This window comes from Leifsonia sp. EB41 (assembly GCF_041262565.1).
Classification (GTDB): domain Bacteria; phylum Actinomycetota; class Actinomycetes; order Actinomycetales; family Microbacteriaceae; genus Leifsonia.
This window is the reverse complement of sequence record NZ_JBGCCJ010000001.1, coordinates 3,495,288-3,511,522: the sequence shown is the minus strand read 5'-3', so window position 1 is coordinate 3,511,522 and position 16,235 is coordinate 3,495,288. Positions and strand designations below refer to the sequence as shown.

Here is a 16,235-nt window from a genome sequence, read left to right as displayed (position 1 = left end):
AAGGGCTGCTCATGAGCGAGACTCCCCCCATCAGGATCGCCATCGTCGACGATCACAAGATGCTCCTCGGCGCACTCACCGAGTGGATCAGGGGTGCTGCCGACGACATCAGCATGGTCGCGGCCGTCGCGAGCTGGCCGGAGCTGCTGACGCACCCCGAGTTCCCGGTGGACGTCGTGCTGCTCGACCTCGACCTCAAGGACAACATCCCGATCTCGCTGAAGCTGTCGACGCTGAAGACGACCGGCGTGCGCACCGTGCTGATGAGCACGTACTCGGAGCCGGCCGTCGTGCGCGAGGCGCTGGCCGCCGGCGCCCTCGGCTACCTCGTCAAGAGCGAGGACGCCGAGATGATCGTGGAGGCCATCCGCGCCGCGAGCAAGGGCGAGTCCTTCATCTCCGCCGAGCTCGACCTCGCGCTCAATGCGGGCGAGCTGGGTGGCGCGCCCAAGCTGAGCGCGCAGGAGCGCCGCGTGATGGCGCTGTACGGCGCGGGCGAGCCGGTGAAGGCCGTGGCCTTCCAGCTCGGCATCTCGGACGAGACGGCCAAGAGCTACCTCAAGCGCATCCGCGAGAAGTACCGCGTGGCCGGCTACGACGTCGGCACCAAGGTCGCCCTCCGCAAGCGCGCCATCCAGGACGGCATCCTCCTCCAGAACGACTGACGCGCACCGCCCGCGCAATCCACCTGACAGGACACGCCGTCTCGCGCCGCGCGCAGGCGGCGTGTTCTGTCAGTTCGTTTGGTCGTAACGTGATTGAAACGTCATAGTCGAAACGATTCGATAGACTTTCACGGTGAACCCGGTAATCGACGGGCCGACGACGTTGTCGCCGGCCCGTACTCGTCTTGCGCTCCTCGCGCTCGCCCTCGGCGGCTTCGGCATCGGCTCGACCGAATTCGTCGCCATGGGCCTGCTGCCGAACATCGCCCACGACCTCCTGCCCCAGCTCTACGCGGCCTCCCCGACGGCCGCCAACGCGCAGGCCGGCTGGATCATCTCGGCCTACGCGCTCGGCGTCGTCGTCGGGGCGCCGACCATCGCCGCGTTCGCCGCGCGCTGGCCGCGCAAGAAGCTGCTGCTCTGGCTGCTCGTCGCCTTCACGATCGGCACGATCGCGTCGGCGCTCGCCCCGACCTTCCAGCTCGTACTGGTCGCCCGGTTCCTCTCCGCGCTGCCGCACGGCGCGTACTTCGGCATCGCCTCCCTTGTCGCCGCGTCGCTGATGGGACCGGGCAAGCGCGGCCAGGGCGTCGCGTTCGTGCTCTCGGGGCTCACCATCGCGAACGTCATCGGCGTCCCGTTCATCACCTGGATCGGGCAGCAGCACGGCTGGCGCATCGCCTACATCGTGGTCGCCGCGATCTTCGCCCTCACCTTCGCCGCCGTCGCACTCCTGGTGCCGTGGCAGGCGGGGGACCCGAAGGCCACGCTGCGCAACGAGCTGAGGGCCTTCACCCGCCTCCAGGTCTGGCTGGCGCTGCTCATCGGCGCGATCGGCTTCGGCGGCTTCTTCGCGGTCTACACGTACGTGGCGCCGATGGTCACGACGGTCACCGGGCTCTCCGCTTCGGCCGTCCCGCTGGTCCTCATCCTGATCGGCATCGGGATGACGGTCGGCAACCTGCTCGGCGGACGGATGGCCGACCGCAGCGTCGAACGCGGGATGCTGGTGTTCTTCGCGATCATGCTCGCCGGACTGGCCGCGCTGTTCTTCACCGCGTGGAGTCTCGTCGGCCTCCTGATCTCGGTCTTCGTCATCGCCGCTGCCGCCTCCGCGCTGTCGCCGATGATCCAGACCCGCCTGATGGACGTCGCCCACGACAGCCAGTCGATCGCGGCGGCACTCAACCACTCGGCGCTCAACATCGCGAACGCCTCCGGCGCCTTCCTCGGCGGCCTGACCATCGCGGCAGGCTTCGGCTACCTCTCGCCGATCGTCGTCGGCGCGATCCTCGCGGTCGCAGGCATCGTGCTCGCGCTGGTGTCGTTCGGGATCGACCACTCGCGCGCCCGGCGCGGGGTGGACACCGGGGTCGTGCACGCGCAGCACCCCGACCCCGTCCCGATCGACTGACCGGCGGCTACCGCGCCCCGTCCTCGAAGAATTCCGCCACGTCCACGTCCACGCCTTGCTCCGACCGCTCCGGGCGGCGGAGACCGGACCGGACCGCGCCGACGATCGCGACGACCACGGCGCCCGTGAGGGTGCCCGCGATGAGCACGAGCACCGGCAGGTAGATCGGCCACCCGTAGAGCAGCACGAAGTAGCCGATCGTGAGGAGCGGGTTCGGATCCACCTACTCGCCCGCCGCCTCGCCCTGCCGCAGCGCGGCCTCCAGCCGTTCGACCTTGCCGTCGAGCTCGCCCGTGTGGCCGGGGCGGATGTCGGCCTTCAGCACCAGCGAGACGCGCGTGCCGTAGGCGCCGACGGCCTCCGTGGCGCGGCGGATCACGTCGAAGACCTCGTCCCACTCGCCCTCGAGCTCGGTGAACATCGAGTTCGTACGGTTCGGGAGGCCCGACTCGCGGACGATCCGGACCGCGGCGGCGACCGCGTCGTGCACCGAGGCGTCCGGCGCCTCTCCCCCGCTCGGAGCAACCGAGAATGCGACCAGCATGAGCCCTCCTTGTGTCGTGCACCGGGATGGTACGTCCGGCACCCGAACCAGTCTAGGAGGGAGCGGAGACGCGAGCCCGGGCTACGGCGCCTCGCTCACGGGAACCGGGTGCGCATCCGGCGCCGAGCGGAACGGCCACGCGTGCGCCGGCAGCAGGTCGCCCGCCGCCTCGTCCCGGTGCCGCTTGCGCCAGAGCGCCCCGATGGTCCAGCCGAGGATGACGAAGTACATCAGGTTGCGCGCCGTGAGCACCGCGACCATCGCGGGCAGCGGGACGAGGAGGCCGTCGTACAGGTACGGATAGATGAGCTGGGTGAGCGCCGCCGTGGTCAGCACCAGGATCGCCGGCGTCTTGAACCCTCGGCCCTGGTACACCAGCCCGATCACGACCGGGGCGGCGAGCCAGACGATGTACTGCGGCGAGCCCACCTTGTTGAACGCGATGAAGGCCGTCACCAGCGCCAGCGACAGCTCGGGGAGGATGCGTGTGTACGGCGTCCCGCGCCGGAGCGAGCGGATGCCGATGAGCGCGACGACGAGCACGGTGATCGCGAGCAGCGGGTTCATCAGGGCGCCGGCCTCCACCGTCCCCTGGCCGGTCACCTGGAAGGTGAGCAGGTCCCTGTCGTAGTAGACGACGGCGTCGGGGACGTGGAACGCGGCCTGCCACATCCAGAAGGTCGCGACGGGCGCCTCGATCTGGATGCCGCGTCCGGTCTGCGCCGTGATGAAGCTGAGGACGTGCATGCCGCCGCCGAAGATGAGCGGCACGGCCACGATGATGAGGCTGGTCACCGCTCCGGTCACCACGATGCGCCAGCGCGTCTTCATCGCGACCACGGCGGCGACGATGATGGCGGCCGGCCACACCTTGATCCAGGTGGCGATGGTGAGCACCACGACGGCGGCGCGCTCGTGGAAGGTCAGCCAGAGCAGCCCGATGATCGAGAGCGAGCCGGACACGGCGTCGAGGCGGCCGACCGCGATCGGACCGAGGAGCAGCAGGAAGCCCAGCCACCACCAGGCGGCGACGAGACGGCGCGGCTCGCGTCCGACGATGAGGACGGCGAACGCGGCGGCGTTCAGCAGCATGACCATGGTCAGCCAGCCGCCGAGGTAGTTGTCGTCGCCGAAGAGCAGCGGCAGCATGATCGGCACGATCGCGCCGAACGGGTACACCCAGTCGGCGTTGAGGCCGACGATCTCAGTGCCCTGCGCGGCGAGCTGCGCCCACGGCTTGTAGACCCAGAAGACGTCGCCGAGGCCCGTGTGCTGCAGGAGTCCGAGGCCGCCGATGACGAGGTGGACGACGAGGAAGCCGATCCACAGGCTCAGCGGGCTGGCCGCGACCCGGCGCAGAGTCGACGCGTCCTGCGGCGCTGGAACCGGTACCGGAGCGGCGTCCATCCCCGCGGCGTCTATCCCCATAGCGCCTCATCTTATGGGACGGGTATCGATGGTGCCGCCCCGGGAGGGCCGCCAGCGTGCGAGGTCGCTCAGCTTCCCGCGAGCAGCCTCCGCAGCACCACCGGGACGGCCTCCGCCACGTCGAGAGCCGCTACCGGGCCGCCCTGCGAGGCTGCCTCGCCGGCCCGGCCGTGCACCCAGGCGGCGGTCGCCGCGAGAGCCGCGAGCGCCTCGTGCCCGCGCTCCCGGACGGCGTCGGCGTGCGTCGCGACGAGCGCGCCGAGGACGCCGCCGAGCACGTCGCCGCTGCCGGCCGTCGCGAGCCACGGCGGCCCGGCCGTGACGGCGACGCGCGAGCCGTCGGGGGTGGCGACATGGGTGGTGTGGCCCTTCAGCAGCACCGTCGCGCCGAGGGCGGAGGCCGCGCGCTCGGCCCAGCCTCCCGGGTCCTGGCGGATCTCGTCGGGCTCCGGCGTGGGAGCGCCGTCGTCGGCCGCCGCAGCGAGCGCCTTCGACAGCTCGCGGTAGTGCGGGGTGATCACGACCGGCCCGCGCGCCCGCCTCACCAGGTCGAGCGCGCCGGCGTCGATCACCAGCGGGGTCCCGTCGTCGAGCGCCTCACGGAGCCGGCGGAGGTCGCCGTCGTCGCGGTCGTCGGCGTCCATCCCGGAGCCGAGGAGCCACGCCTGCACGCGTCCGGGCGCCGAGACGACCTCGGGCCTGCGGCGCAGCACCTCGTGCGCGGCGTGCTCGGCGCCCAGGTACCGGATCATCCCCACGCCGGTGCGGGCGGCCGCCTCGGCCCCGAGCACGGCGGCGCCGGGATAGCGCGCGGAGCCGGTGACCATCCCGAGCACTCCGCGCGAGTACTTGTCGTCGGACTCGGTGGGCACCGCGATCCAGCCGCGGGCGAGCTCACCGCTCCAGGCCGTCCCCACCGCGAGGTCGGACGGGACCGTCATCTCCTCCATCGAACCTCGCCATCTCCTCCATCGAACTTCCCTGGCCCACGATAGGTTGAAGTAGTGAGCATCTCCATCCCCGGAACGGTGGTCGTCTTCGACTACGGCGAGGTCATCTCGGTCACCCCGAGCGACGCGGACCGCACCGCGCTCGTCGGGATCGCCGGTGGCGACGCCGAGCAGTTCTGGCCGGCGTACTGGCGGCACCGCAACGCGCTCGACCAGGGTACGGTGTCGATCCAGCAGTACTGGCGCGGCATCGAGCGGGAGCTCGGCGAGAGCTGGGAGGACGCGACGATCCACCGGCTGTGGCTCGCGGACTTCCGGAGCTGGCTGAGCATCGACCACGACACGCTCCAAGTGCTGCTCGACCTCAAGGAGGGCGGCACCCGGCTGGCGCTGCTATCGAACGCGGGCCGCGACTTCGGCTCCTACTTCCGGCACGGCACGCTCGGCGACCTGTTCGAGCAGGTGTTCGTCAGCGGCGAGCTGGGAACGGTGAAGCCGAGCGCGGAGATCTTCGAGCACGTCATGGCCGAGCTCGGCGTGACGCCCGCCCAGACCGTGTTCATCGACAACAAGGCCGAGAACGTGGAGGGCGCCCGCGCGCTCGGGATCGCCGGGCACGTCTACACGTCGGCCGACGACCTCCGGGCATATCTCCAGACTCTGGCGGCTTAGTTACGAGTATGACTTCGCTCTTCGATCCGCTGACCCTGCGCGGCGTGACGGTCCGCAACCGGATCTGGACCTCCCCGATGTGCCAGTACTCCGTGCTCGACCACTCGGGGGTGCCGCAGACCTGGCAGCTCGTCCACCTGGGCTCGCTCGCGACGGGAGGCAGCGGGATCGTCTTCACGGAGGCGACCGCCGTCAGCCCGGAGGGCCGCATCTCGCCGCGCGACACCGGCATCTGGTCCGGCGAGCAGGCGGAGGCCTGGCGGCCGATCGTGGAGTTCGTCGCGTCGCAGGGCGCGGTGCCCGCCATCCAGCTCGCGCACGCCGGCCGCAAGGCGTCGAGCTGGCCGGCCTGGGGCTTCGAGGACCGGCACGGCTCCGTCCCGGCCGAGGAGGGCGGCTGGACGGCCGTCGCGCCCTCCCCGATCGCGTTCGGCGACCTTGCCGTGCCGCAGGAATTGGACTCGGCCGGAATCGACACGATCGTCGGCGACTTCCGCGCAGCGGCCCGACGGGCGGTCGACGTGGGCTTCCGCATCCTGGAGCTGCACGCCGCGCACGGCTACCTGCTGCACGAGTTCCTCTCGCCCATCGCCAACCACCGCACCGACGAGTACGGCGGCTCGCTCGAGAACCGCGCGCGGCTGCTGCTGCGCATCGTCGCCGCGGTGCGCGAGGAGATCGGCGACGACCTGCCGCTGTTCGTGCGGTTCTCCGGCAGCGACTGGACGCCGGGCGGCTGGGACGAGCAGCAGACGGCGACCGTCGCCGGCTGGGCGCAGGAGGCCGGCGCCGACTTCTTCGACATCTCCTCCGGCGGCATCCAGACCGGCGTGCGCATCCCGCTGCAGCCCGGCTACCAGGTGCCGTTCGCCGAGCACGTGCGCAGCTCGGCCGAGGTGGACGTGAGCGCGGTCGGCCTCATCACGACGCCGCAGCAGGCGGCCGACATCGTGGAGGGCGGCAGCGCCGACGCGGTCATGCTGGCGCGCGAACTCCTGCGCGACCCGCACTTCCCGCTGCGGGCCGCTCACGAGCTCGGCGTCAGGATCGACTACTGGCCGCCGCAGTACCTGCGCGCGGTCTGGCGGGGCTGAGGCCCCGGGCGTCACATAGGCGTGATGGGCTGGGTCAGGCAGAGGTAGTTGCCCTCGCTGTCCTGGAACCAGGCCGACTTGCCGGTGTCGTCCGTCGCCACCCCGTTCTCGGTCTTCAGGCCGGGGAAGTCGTAGTCCGCGAACTGCACTCCCCTGCCGCGCAGGTGGTCCATCTCGGCGACGATGTCGTCCACCAGCCAGCACATGGCGGTGTTCTGCGCAGTGCCGGCGTTGGATGTCTCGTAGATGTAGATCCAGGAGTCCCCGCCCGTGCGGTAGCGGACCCCCTGCTCACTGGTGTCCTCCGGTTCGAGTTCGAGCTTGTCGCGGAACCACGCCGTGGCGCGCGCCAGGTCCGAAGCAGGAAGGACGGAGTACGTCTTGCTCGACGACAACATGAGAATTCCTCCTCTTCTTTCCGCGCGGCATGCTACTCGCCGGTGGCTGCTTTGGCCCCCTGAACAGAACGGTCTAGAGGCGCCGCGTCGCGTCCTGCACTTCGCCGACGAGCTCCTCGATGATGTCCTCCAGGAACACCACGCCGGCGGTCGTGCCCTCGCCGTCCACCGCGCGCGCCAGGTGGCTGCCGGTGCGGCGCATGCTCTCCAGCGCGTCCTCCAGGTCGGAGTCGATAAACACCGTGACCAGGCGGCGGATCCGCTTGACGGGCACCGGGAGGTCGAAGCCGGTCTCCTCCAGGTCGAGCACGTCCTTGAGGTGCAGGTAGCCGGTCGGCTCACCGTCGGCGTCGGGCACGACGTAGCGCGAGAAGCCGTACTTGGCGACAGCTTTCTCCACGTCCGCGGGCGTCGGCGCGGGCGGCAGCGAGACCAGCGTCTCCGGCTTGACCATGGCGTCGCGCACCTTCTTCTCGGTGAACTCGAACGCGGCGGTCAGGGCGCCGATCCGGTCGGTCAGCAGACCCTCCCGCTGCGACTGGCTCACGATCGTGGCGACCTCGTCGAGCGTGAAGGTGCTGGCCGCCTCGTCCTTCGGCTCCACCCGGAACAGGCGGAGCACGGCATTCGCGCTCGCGTTCAGCGCCACGATGATCGGGCGGACGGCCCGGCCGATCCCGACCAGCGGAGGCGCGAGGAGCAGCGCCGCCCGGTCCGGCATCGAGAACGAGATGTTCTTCGGCACCATCTCGCCGAAGACCACGTGCAGGAACGACACCAGCACGAGCGCGATGATGAACGCCACCGTGCCGATCACGTCCTCCGACCAGCCCGTCGCCTCCAGCGGCGCCTCCAGCAGGTGGTGGATGGCGGGCTCGGAGACGTTCAGGATCAGCAGCGAGCACACGGTGATGCCGAGCTGCGTCGTCGCGAGCATGAGGGTCGCGTGCTCCATCGCGTACAGCGCGGTCTTCGCGCTGCGCTTGCCGCGCTCGGCGAGCGGCTCGATCTGCGAGCGGCGCGCGGAGATGACCGCGAACTCCGCACCGACGAAGAACGCGTTCACGAGGAGGAGCACCACCAGCCAGGCGATGCCGGCCCAGTCGCTCATGCGGCACCTCCCGTCGGCGGCTCGTCCGGATCGGGCGTGTAGCGGATCCGGTCGACCCTCCGCCCGTCCAGCCGCTCGACGCGCAGCGTGCCGCCGTCGATCAGGACCTCGTCGCCCACCTTCGGGAGGCGGCCGAGCTCGTTCATGACGAAGCCGGCCACCGTCTCGTACGGACCCTCCTCCGGAACGGTCACGCCGGCCTGTTCCCGCAGCTCGTCCGGGCGCAGGATGCCGGGGAACGTGATGGAGTCGCGGCCGCGGACCACGCCGGCCCGGGTGCGGTCGTGCTCGTCCGCGACGTCGCCGACGATCTCCTCGACCAGGTCCTCCAGCGTCGCGATGCCGGAGGTGCCGCCGTACTCGTCCACGACGACCGCCATCTGGTAGCCGCGGCCGCGGAGCTCGCCGAGCAGGGTGTCGAGCGTCATCGTCTCCGGTACGCGGAGCGCCTCGGTCTGGAGTGCGGAGACGGGCACCCGTGCGCGGCGCTGGCGCGGGACGGCGACGGCCTGCTTGACGTGCACGAAGCCGACGACGTCGTCGACGTCCTCGTCCATGACGGGGAAGCGCGAGTAGCCGGTGCTGCGGGCGAGCCCGATCACGGTCTGCGCCGGGTCGGTGCGCTTGACGGCCTCCACCCGGGGCCGCGGCGTCATCACGTCGGAGGCGGTGCGGGACGCGAAGGCGAGCGTGCGGCTCAGCAGCGTGGCCGTGTCGGCCTCCAGCACGCCTGCGCTCGCCGACCTCCGCACGAGGGAGGACAGTTCGTCGGCGGTGCGGGCCGCCGACAGCTCCTCCTTCGGCTCGATGCCAAACAGCCGCAGGAAGCCGTTGGCCGTGCCGTTGAGGATGAACACGAACGGCCGGAACACCGTCGTGAACGCCGTCTGGAAGGGGATGACCAGCTTGGCCGTCGCGATCGGCAGCGCGAGCGCGAAGTTCTTGGGCACGAGCTCGCCGAGGATCATCGACAGCAGCGTCGCCACGGTGATCGCGACTACCGACGCGATCACCACGACCGCGCCGTCCGGGAGGCCGAGGGCGGTGAGCGGGCCGCGCAGCAGCGAGCTGATCGCGGGCTCCATCGTGTAACCGGTCAGCAGCGTCGTCAGGGTGATCCCGAGCTGGGCGCTCGACAGGTGCGTCGAGGTGATCTTGAGCGCGGCGATCGTCATGGTCAGCCGGGACTCGCCCCGCTCGCGCCGCGCTTCGAGGTCGCCGCGGTCGAGGTTCACCAGGGCGAACTCGCTGGCGACGAAGAGGCCGGTGCCGACGATCAGGAGGAGGCCGACCCCCAGCATGATCCACTCAGAGAGCATGGCGACCACCCCACTCGGGCGGGCTCAACGGTTGGAATGGGCTGGCAGAAGGAGGGTCGTCCATTTCCCGAGAAGTATAGCTGCGCGTCCCGCGGAAATGCCGGGGATCGGACCGCCCGCGCGATTCCCAGCGGACGCATCGAATCGCCATAGCGCCTCCGGAGCGGGCGGCGGCATCCTCACGGCAGAAGTCCACCGAGAGGAACGTTCCATGAGCACCACAGCCCCGAACCCCGGCCAGCCCTGGCAACCGGACCCGCAGTACGGCCAGCCGGCGCCGCAGTACGCGCCGCCCGCGCCGCACTACGCGCCGCAAGGATCCGTACCCCCGGCCAAGGAGTCGCACGGCAGCGTGCTCCACCGCTGGCCCACCTGGGCGCAGAACACCGCGCTGGCGGTCGGCGCGGTCGCCGTGCTCGTCATCGTCTTCTTCGCCGGCTACTTCACCGCCCACGCCGTCGACGGCGGAGCGCGCGCCGGGTTCGGCACGAACCAGAACTTCTCACCGCGCCAGTTCGGGGGAAACGGCGGCTTCGGCGGCCAGTCCGGCAACGGCTTCGGCGGCCAATCGGGTTCCGGAACCGGTTCGGGCACCGGTTCCGGCAACGGCTCCTAGCGGGAGCGCTACCAGCTGACGGGGAGGGCCTTGCCCTCCTCGTAGCCGGCGGCGGACTGGATGCCGACGAGGGCGCGGTCGTGGAACTCGGCCAGCGTGCGGGCGCCCGCGTACGTGAAGGAGCTGCGCAGGCCGGTCGTGATCATGTCGAGGAGGTCCTCCACCGAGGGGCGCAGCGGGTCCAGGTAGATGCGCGAGCTGGAGATGCCTTCGGCGAACAGTGTCTTGCGGGCACGGTCGAACGCGTCGAGCCGCTCGAACCGGCCGGTGACCGCCTTGGTGGAGGCCATCCCCCAGCTCTCCTTGTACAGCGCGCCGCGCTCGTCGCTCACGATCGAACCCGGCGCCTCGATCGTGCCGGCGAACCACGAGCCGATCATCACCGACGCACCGCCCGCGGCGAGCGCCAGCGCGACGTCGCGCGGGTACCGCACGCCGCCGTCCGCCCAGACGTGCGCTCCGAGCTCGCGCGCGGTCGCGCTGGTCTCCAGCACGGCGGAGAACTGCGGGCGGCCGACGGCGGTCATCATGCGCGTGGTGCACATGGCGCCAGGCCCGACCCCGACCTTGAGGATGTCGGCGCCCGCCGCGACCAGATCGCGCACGGCCTGCTCCGTCACGACGTTGCCCGCGACGATCGGCAGGCCGAGCCCGAGCTTCCTGACGGTGTGGATGGCGCGGCGCATGCCGTCCTGGTCGCCGTGCGCGGCGTCGATCACCAGCACGTCGACGCCGGCCGCGGCGAGGGCCTTGGCCTTCGACGCGACGTCGCCGTTGATGCCGACCGCCGCCGCCACGCGCAGGCGGCCGTGGGCGTCGAGCGCCGGCGTGTAGATCGTGGAGCGCAGCGCGCTCGTGCGGCTCAGCGTGCCGACCACCCGGCCGTGCGAGAGCACAGGCGCGAAGGCGAGCCCGGCGGCGTCCATGACCTCGAACGCGGCCCGGCCGTCCGGCAGGTCGTCAGCGTCCAGGGACGTGAGCGCGCCGTGCAGGAGGTCGCCGATCCGCGCGTCGGGCAGCGCCGACCCGAGCTGGACGGCCGCGAGGCAGCCGAGGTACTTCCCGGCGTCGTCGCTCACGACCACGCCGTGCCCCTCGACGGCGGGCACGCGCCGCAGCACATCGGCCACGGTCTCCTCCGGGCGCGCCTCGTACGGGGTGTCGAAGCCGACCGGCTGCGCCTTGACCCAGCGGATCGCCTCGTCCAGGTCCTGCAGGTGCATGTCCTGCGGGAGCACTCCGAGACCGCCGCGGCGGGCGAGCGTGGCGGCCAGGCGCTTGCCGGTCACCGAGTTCATGTTCGCCGAGACGATCGGGATGGTCGCCCCCGTGCCGTCCTGCGGCGCGAGCGACACGTCGAGACGGCTCGTCACGTTCGATCGGGAGGGGACCAGGAAGACGTCCGAGTACGTGAGGTCGTGCCGCGGGGTCGTCGCATAGAACTGCATGAGAATAACGGTATCCTCCCGGGTCGGACGCCCGCACCCGGTCGCGGATGGGATTAGGCTTGAACCTCGGATGGAACGGGCGGTCCGAGACCGCCCGATCGTAACGAAATCAATGGAGAGAGTGGGCGATCGGCTGTGTCGAGCCAATTGACCGGTGTGGGAACCGACGACGGATCGTCGGGTGAGTTCGGAGCCAATGAGTGGCTCGTCGAGGAGCTGTACGAACAGTTCCTCCGGGACAGGAACTCGGTCGACAAGTCCTGGTGGCCGATCCTGGAGAACTACAAGCCGACCATCAAGGAGGGCGAGGCCTCGACGCCGAGCGAGACGCCCGCCCCGACCCCGGCAGAGCCGGGTGTCCCCACCCCCAGCGAGCCGACCTTCCCGGCCCCGGCCGAGCCGACGGTCCCGACGCCTCCCGCGCAGCCCGCGACCCCGACTCCGGCGCCCGGCGCCCCCGAGCAGCCGTCCGGCCCTGCCCAGTCGTCCGGATCAGCTCAGTCGTCCGAGCCCCGCCCGGTCACGACTCCCATCCCGATCATCGGCGCCCAGCCGGTCGCGCGCACCACGTCGATCGCGCCCAAGCCGCAGCCGGTCCCGGCCGACGCGCCGGTCACCTCCCCCAACGCCACCGTCGAGGCGGCCGAAGAGGACAAGGTCACCCCGCTGCGCGGCATGGCGAAGTCGCTGGCGACCAACATGGACGCCTCGCTCAGCGTCCCGACCGCGACGAGCGTGCGGACCATCCCCGCCAAGCTGATGATCGACAACCGCATCGTCATCAACAACCACCTCAAGCGCGCCCGCGGCGGCAAGGTGTCGTTCACCCACCTGATCGGCTGGGCGCTCATCCAGGCGCTCAAGGACTTCCCGAGCCAGAACGTGTTCTACGAGGAGGTCGACGGCAAGCCCTCCGTCGTCGCCCCCGCGCACATCAACCTCGGCATCGCGATCGACCTCCCGAAGCCGGACGGCACCCGCGCCCTGCTCGTGCCGAGCATCAAGCGTGCGGACACGATGGCCTTCGGCGAGTACCTCTCCGCCTACGAGGACCTGGTGTCCAAGGCCCGCAACAACAAGCTGACCGCTGGCGACTTCGCCGGCACCACCATCTCGCTGACGAACCCGGGCGGCATCGGCACGGTGCACTCCGTCCCGCGCCTGATGAAGGGCCAGGGCGCCATCATCGGCGCCGGCGCGCTCGAGTACCCGGCCGAGTTCCAGGGCTCCAGCGAGAAGACGCTGGCCGGCCTCGCGATCGGCAAGACCATCACCCTGACCAGCACCTACGACCACCGGGTCATCCAGGGCGCGGGCTCCGGCGAGTTCCTGAAGATCGTGCACGAGCTGCTGATCGGCAAGCGCAGCTTCTACGAGGACATCTTCGCCGAGCTGCGCATCCCCTACATCCCGATCCATTGGAACCCGGACATCTCGGTCGACCTGGCCAGCGCCGTCGACAAGACCGCCCGCGTCCAGGAGCTGATCAACTCCTACCGGGTCCGCGGCCACCTGATGGCCGACATCGACCCGCTGGAGTACGTCCAGCGCAGCCACCCGGACCTCGAGATCGAGAACCACGGCCTCACGTTCTGGGACCTCGACCGCGAGTTCGTCACCGGCGCGTTCGGCGGCGACAAGCGGAAGATGAAGCTGCGCGACATCCTCGGCGTTCTGCGCGACTCGTACTGCCGCACCGTCGGCGTCGAGTACATGCACATCCAGGACCCGGCCCAGCGCAAGTGGTTCCAGGACAAGCTGGAGCGCCCCTACGAGAAGCCGACCCACGACGAGCAGTTGCGCATCATGGGCAAGCTCAACGAGGCGGAGGCGTTCGAGACCTTCCTGCAGACCAAGTACGTCGGCCAGAAGCGCTTCAGCCTGGAGGGCGGCGAGTCGACCATCGCGCTGCTCGACACCATCCTGCAGGGCGCAGCGGAGGCCGGGCTCGACGAGGCCGCCATCGGCATGGCCCACCGCGGCCGGCTGAACGTCCTCACCAACATCGCGGGCAAGACCTACGGTCAGATCTTCCGCGAGTTCGAGGGCACCCAGGACCCGCGCACCGTGCAGGGCTCCGGCGACGTCAAGTACCACCTCGGCACGGAGGGCACCTTCAAGGGCGCCGACGACGCCGAGATCCCGGTGTACCTCGCCGCGAACCCGTCGCACCTGGAGGCCGCCGACGGCGTCCTGGAGGGCATCGTCCGCGCCAAGCAGGACCGCCGCCCCGCCGGCACCTTCCTCACCCTGCCGATCCTCGTCCACGGCGACGCGGCGATGGCCGGCCAGGGCATCGTGGTCGAGCAGATGCAGATGTCCCAGCTGCGGGCGTACCGCACGGGCGGCACCATCCACGTCAACATCAACAACCAGGTCGGCTTCACCACGCCTCCCGGCGAGGGCCGCACGTCGGTCTACTCGACGGACGTGGCGAAGACCATCCAGGCGCCGATCTTCCACGTGAACGGCGACGACCCGGAGGCCGTGGTCCGCGTGGCGCAGCTCGCGTTCGAGTACCGCCAGGAGTTCAAGCGCGACGTGGTCGTCGACCTCATCGTCTACCGCCGCCGCGGCCACAACGAGGGCGACGACCCCTCGATGACGCAGCCGCTGATGTACAACCTCATCGAGGCCAAGCGCTCGGTGCGCCGCCTGTACACCGAGGCCCTCGTCGGCCGCGGCGACATCACCGAGGAGGAGTACCAGGCGGCGCACGCCGACTTCCAGGACCGCCTCGAGCGCGCCTTCATGGAGACGCACGCCGCCCAGACCAACTCGGTGCCGATCATCACGCAGGGCGAGGCCACGGCCGACCTCGAGCACCCGATCGCGCAGCAGGACGAGAACGACAACGTCGGCGAGCCGGACACCACGGCCGTCAGCGCCCAGGTCATCTCGCTCATCGGCGACGCGTTCAACAACCCGCCCGCGGGCTTCACCGTGCACCCGAAGCTGCAGCAGCTCCTCAACAAGCGCAGCGACATGAGCCGCAATGGCGGCGTGGACTGGGGCTTCGGCGAGCTGCTGGCGCTCGGCAGCGTGCTGCTGGAGGGCACCCCGGTGCGCCTCGTCGGCCAGGACTCGCGCCGCGGCACCTTCGTGCAGCGCCACGCCGTCCTCCACGACCGGATGAACGGCCAGGAGTGGCTGCCGCTGGCGAACCTCAGCGACAACCAGGCGAAGTTCTGGATCTACGACTCGCTGCTGAGCGAGTACGCGGCGATGGGCTTCGAGTACGGCTACTCGGTCGAGCGGGCCGACGCGCTCGTGCTCTGGGAGGCCCAGTTCGGCGACTTCGCGAACGGCGCCCAGATCATCATCGACGAGTTCATCTCCTCGGCCGAGCAGAAGTGGGGCCAGCGCTCGTCGCTCGTGCTCCTGCTCCCGCACGGCTACGAGGGCCAGGGGCCTGACCACTCCAGCGCTCGCATCGAGCGCTACCTGCAGCTCTGCGCCGAGAACAACATGACCGTCGCGCGGCCGTCGACCCCGGCGTCGTACTTCCACCTGCTGCGTCGCCAGGCCTATGCCCGGCCGCGCCGTCCGCTGGTGGTGTTCACGCCGAAGGCGATGCTGCGCCTGCGCGGCGCCTCCAGCGAGGTCGCCGACTTCACGAACGGCAAGTTCGAGCCGGTCATCGACGACGCACGGATCACCGACAAGGCGGCCGTGAAGCGCGTGCTGTTCATGGCGGGCAAGCTCTACCACGACCTCGCGAACGAGCTGGAGAAGAACCCGAACCCGGAGATCGCGCTTGTGCGGGTGGAGCAGTTCTACCCGCTCCCCGGCGAGGAGCTCAAGGCCGTGGCCGACTCCTACCCGAACGCCGAGCTGGTCTGGACGCAGGACGAGCCAGAGAACCAGGGCGCCTGGCCGTTCATCATCCTGGAGACCTCCAAGCTGGGCCCGCGCCCGATCGGGGTCATCTCGCGCCCCGCGTCCGCGTCGCCCGCCGCAGGCTCCGCGAAGCGCCACGCGCAGGAGCAGTCGCTGCTCATCCAGCGCGCGCTGACGCTCTAGCCCTCGCGCTGACAACGGAGGAGCCGCGACCCGATTCGGGCCGCGGCTCCTCCGTTTCCTGCTTTTCCCGGGCGTGGCGGGGCGGATGTCCTCCGTTAGCCGCGCCCCGATCAGGCCACGATCTCGGCGACCAGCGCCTCCACCCGCTGCCTGATCTCGTCCCGGATCGGCCGAACCTCCTCGATCGGCCGCCCCGCGGGATCGGTCAGGTCCCAGTCCTCGTAGCGCTTGCCCGGGAAGATCGGGCAGGTGTCGCCGCAGCCCATCGTGATGACGACGTCGGACTCCTTGACCGCCTCGGTGGTGAGGATCGCTGGGGTGTTCGCCGCGATGTCGATGCCCTCCTCGGCCATCGCCTGCACGGCGATCGGGTTGAGCCGGTCCGCGGGCTCCGAGCCGGCGGAGAGGACCTGCACCCGGTCTCCCGCGAGGGCGCTCAGGTAGCCGGCGGCCATCTGGGAACGGCCGGCGTTGTGGACGCAGACGAAGAGGACGGTGGGGGTGGTGTCGGTCATCCGGTTCTCCAGGTTCGAGGTGGTGGGCCGCCGCACGG

The 16,235-nt window shown here is 70.5% G+C and carries 15 protein-coding genes; 6 read left to right on the top strand and 9 right to left on the bottom strand.

Annotated elements, in window-relative coordinates; translation table 11 throughout:
- The first annotated feature begins 11 nt into the window (after positions 1-11).
- The gene (locus ABH923_RS17290) at positions 12-665 is read left to right on the top strand and encodes a response regulator transcription factor (RefSeq protein WP_345836675.1); all 654 of its coding nucleotides are present in this window, start codon (positions 12-14) and stop codon (positions 663-665) included.
- Positions 666-798: 133 nt separating this feature from the next.
- Complete coding sequence (locus ABH923_RS17285; RefSeq protein WP_370056627.1) at positions 799-2,079, top strand: MFS transporter; 1,281 nt, start codon at positions 799-801, stop codon at positions 2,077-2,079.
- Positions 2,080-2,086: 7 nt separating this feature from the next.
- Here the strand turns inward: ABH923_RS17285 and ABH923_RS17280 are convergent, their stop codons facing one another.
- The 4 genes from ABH923_RS17280 to ABH923_RS17265 all read right to left on the bottom strand — a co-directional run bounded on the left by ABH923_RS17280 (position 2,087) and on the right by ABH923_RS17265 (position 4,992).
- The gene (locus tag ABH923_RS17280) at positions 2,087-2,302 is read right to left on the bottom strand and encodes a hypothetical protein (protein WP_370056626.1); all 216 of its coding nucleotides are present in this window, start codon (positions 2,300-2,302) and stop codon (positions 2,087-2,089) included.
- On the bottom strand, positions 2,303-2,623 hold the full coding sequence (locus ABH923_RS17275; protein ID WP_370056625.1) for an MTH1187 family thiamine-binding protein: 321 nt from the start codon (positions 2,621-2,623) through the stop codon (positions 2,303-2,305). It lies immediately after the preceding gene.
- A gap of 81 nt (positions 2,624-2,704) precedes the next feature.
- Positions 2,705-4,051: a hypothetical protein gene (locus ABH923_RS17270; RefSeq protein WP_370056624.1), complete on the bottom strand. Its 1,347-nt coding sequence runs from the start codon at positions 4,049-4,051 to the stop codon at positions 2,705-2,707.
- Between the two features lie 68 nt (positions 4,052-4,119).
- Positions 4,120-4,992 (bottom strand): NAD(P)H-hydrate dehydratase, encoded by an 873-nt coding sequence (locus ABH923_RS17265; protein WP_370056623.1) that lies wholly within the window; start codon positions 4,990-4,992, stop codon positions 4,120-4,122.
- A 63-nt stretch (positions 4,993-5,055) separates the two neighbouring features.
- Here ABH923_RS17265 and ABH923_RS17260 point away from each other — a divergent pair, with 63 nt between their 5' ends.
- Together ABH923_RS17260 and ABH923_RS17255 are read left to right on the top strand one after the other, a co-directional pair.
- Positions 5,056-5,673, top strand: a complete 618-nt coding sequence (locus ABH923_RS17260; RefSeq protein WP_370056622.1) for an HAD family hydrolase — start codon at positions 5,056-5,058, stop codon at positions 5,671-5,673.
- 8 nt (positions 5,674-5,681) lie between these two features.
- Positions 5,682-6,767 (top strand): NADH:flavin oxidoreductase/NADH oxidase, encoded by a 1,086-nt coding sequence (locus tag ABH923_RS17255; protein WP_370056621.1) that lies wholly within the window; start codon positions 5,682-5,684, stop codon positions 6,765-6,767.
- A gap of 11 nt (positions 6,768-6,778) precedes the next feature.
- On the opposite strand, the gene ABH923_RS17250 is transcribed toward ABH923_RS17255, so the two are convergent.
- The 3 genes from ABH923_RS17250 to ABH923_RS17240 all read right to left on the bottom strand — a co-directional run bounded on the left by ABH923_RS17250 (position 6,779) and on the right by ABH923_RS17240 (position 9,595).
- The gene (locus ABH923_RS17250) at positions 6,779-7,165 is read right to left on the bottom strand and encodes a VOC family protein (protein WP_370056620.1); all 387 of its coding nucleotides are present in this window, start codon (positions 7,163-7,165) and stop codon (positions 6,779-6,781) included.
- 73 nt (positions 7,166-7,238) lie between these two features.
- Positions 7,239-8,276, bottom strand: a complete 1,038-nt coding sequence (locus ABH923_RS17245) for a hemolysin family protein (protein ID WP_370056619.1) — start codon at positions 8,274-8,276, stop codon at positions 7,239-7,241.
- Positions 8,273-9,595 carry a hemolysin family protein gene (locus ABH923_RS17240; protein WP_370056618.1) on the bottom strand — a complete coding sequence of 441 codons (1,323 nt, stop codon included), beginning with the start codon at positions 9,593-9,595 and terminating at the stop codon, positions 8,273-8,275. Before ABH923_RS17240 ends, ABH923_RS17245 begins: the two co-directional genes overlap by 4 nt.
- Before the next feature lie 211 nt (positions 9,596-9,806).
- Here ABH923_RS17240 and ABH923_RS17235 point away from each other — a divergent pair, with 211 nt between their 5' ends.
- On the top strand, positions 9,807-10,211 hold the full coding sequence (locus tag ABH923_RS17235; protein WP_370056617.1) for a hypothetical protein: 405 nt from the start codon (positions 9,807-9,809) through the stop codon (positions 10,209-10,211).
- Between the two features lie 8 nt (positions 10,212-10,219).
- Here the strand turns inward: ABH923_RS17235 and ABH923_RS17230 are convergent, their stop codons facing one another.
- The gene (locus ABH923_RS17230) at positions 10,220-11,659 is read right to left on the bottom strand and encodes a GuaB1 family IMP dehydrogenase-related protein (RefSeq protein ID WP_370056616.1); all 1,440 of its coding nucleotides are present in this window, start codon (positions 11,657-11,659) and stop codon (positions 10,220-10,222) included.
- Positions 11,660-11,794: 135 nt separating this feature from the next.
- On the opposite strand from ABH923_RS17230, the gene ABH923_RS17225 reads away from it, so the two are divergent.
- Positions 11,795-15,682 carry a multifunctional oxoglutarate decarboxylase/oxoglutarate dehydrogenase thiamine pyrophosphate-binding subunit/dihydrolipoyllysine-residue succinyltransferase subunit gene (locus ABH923_RS17225; protein WP_370056615.1) on the top strand — a complete coding sequence of 1,296 codons (3,888 nt, stop codon included), beginning with the start codon at positions 11,795-11,797 and terminating at the stop codon, positions 15,680-15,682.
- A gap of 110 nt (positions 15,683-15,792) precedes the next feature.
- On the opposite strand, the gene ABH923_RS17220 is transcribed toward ABH923_RS17225, so the two are convergent.
- Positions 15,793-16,197 (bottom strand): arsenate reductase ArsC, encoded by a 405-nt coding sequence (locus ABH923_RS17220; protein WP_370056614.1) that lies wholly within the window; start codon positions 16,195-16,197, stop codon positions 15,793-15,795.
- Positions 16,198-16,235 lie beyond the last annotated feature (38 nt).

Bases quoted from the DNA above. Each gene is read 5' to 3' on its own strand.
- ABH923_RS17275 (WP_370056625.1), bottom strand. From the start codon at position 2,623: ATGCTGGTCGCATTCTCGGTTGCTCCGAGCGGGGGAGAGGCGCCGGAC.
- ABH923_RS17265 (WP_370056623.1), bottom strand. From the start codon at position 4,992: ATGACGGTCCCGTCCGACCTCGCGGTGGGGACGGCCTGGAGCGGTGAG.
- ABH923_RS17255 (WP_370056621.1), top strand. From the start codon at position 5,682: ATGACTTCGCTCTTCGATCCGCTGACCCTGCGCGGCGTGACGGTCCGC.
- ABH923_RS17250 (WP_370056620.1), bottom strand. From the start codon at position 7,165: ATGTTGTCGTCGAGCAAGACGTACTCCGTCCTTCCTGCTTCGGACCTG.
- ABH923_RS17270 (WP_370056624.1), bottom strand. From the start codon at position 4,051: ATGGGGATAGACGCCGCGGGGATGGACGCCGCTCCGGTACCGGTTCCA.
- ABH923_RS17220 (WP_370056614.1), bottom strand. From the start codon at position 16,197: ATGACCGACACCACCCCCACCGTCCTCTTCGTCTGCGTCCACAACGCC.
- ABH923_RS17240 (WP_370056618.1), bottom strand. From the start codon at position 9,595: ATGCTCTCTGAGTGGATCATGCTGGGGGTCGGCCTCCTCCTGATCGTC.
- ABH923_RS17290 (WP_345836675.1), top strand. From the start codon at position 12: ATGAGCGAGACTCCCCCCATCAGGATCGCCATCGTCGACGATCACAAG.
- ABH923_RS17235 (WP_370056617.1), top strand. From the start codon at position 9,807: ATGAGCACCACAGCCCCGAACCCCGGCCAGCCCTGGCAACCGGACCCG.
- ABH923_RS17230 (WP_370056616.1), bottom strand. From the start codon at position 11,659: ATGCAGTTCTATGCGACGACCCCGCGGCACGACCTCACGTACTCGGAC.
- ABH923_RS17245 (WP_370056619.1), bottom strand. From the start codon at position 8,276: ATGAGCGACTGGGCCGGCATCGCCTGGCTGGTGGTGCTCCTCCTCGTG.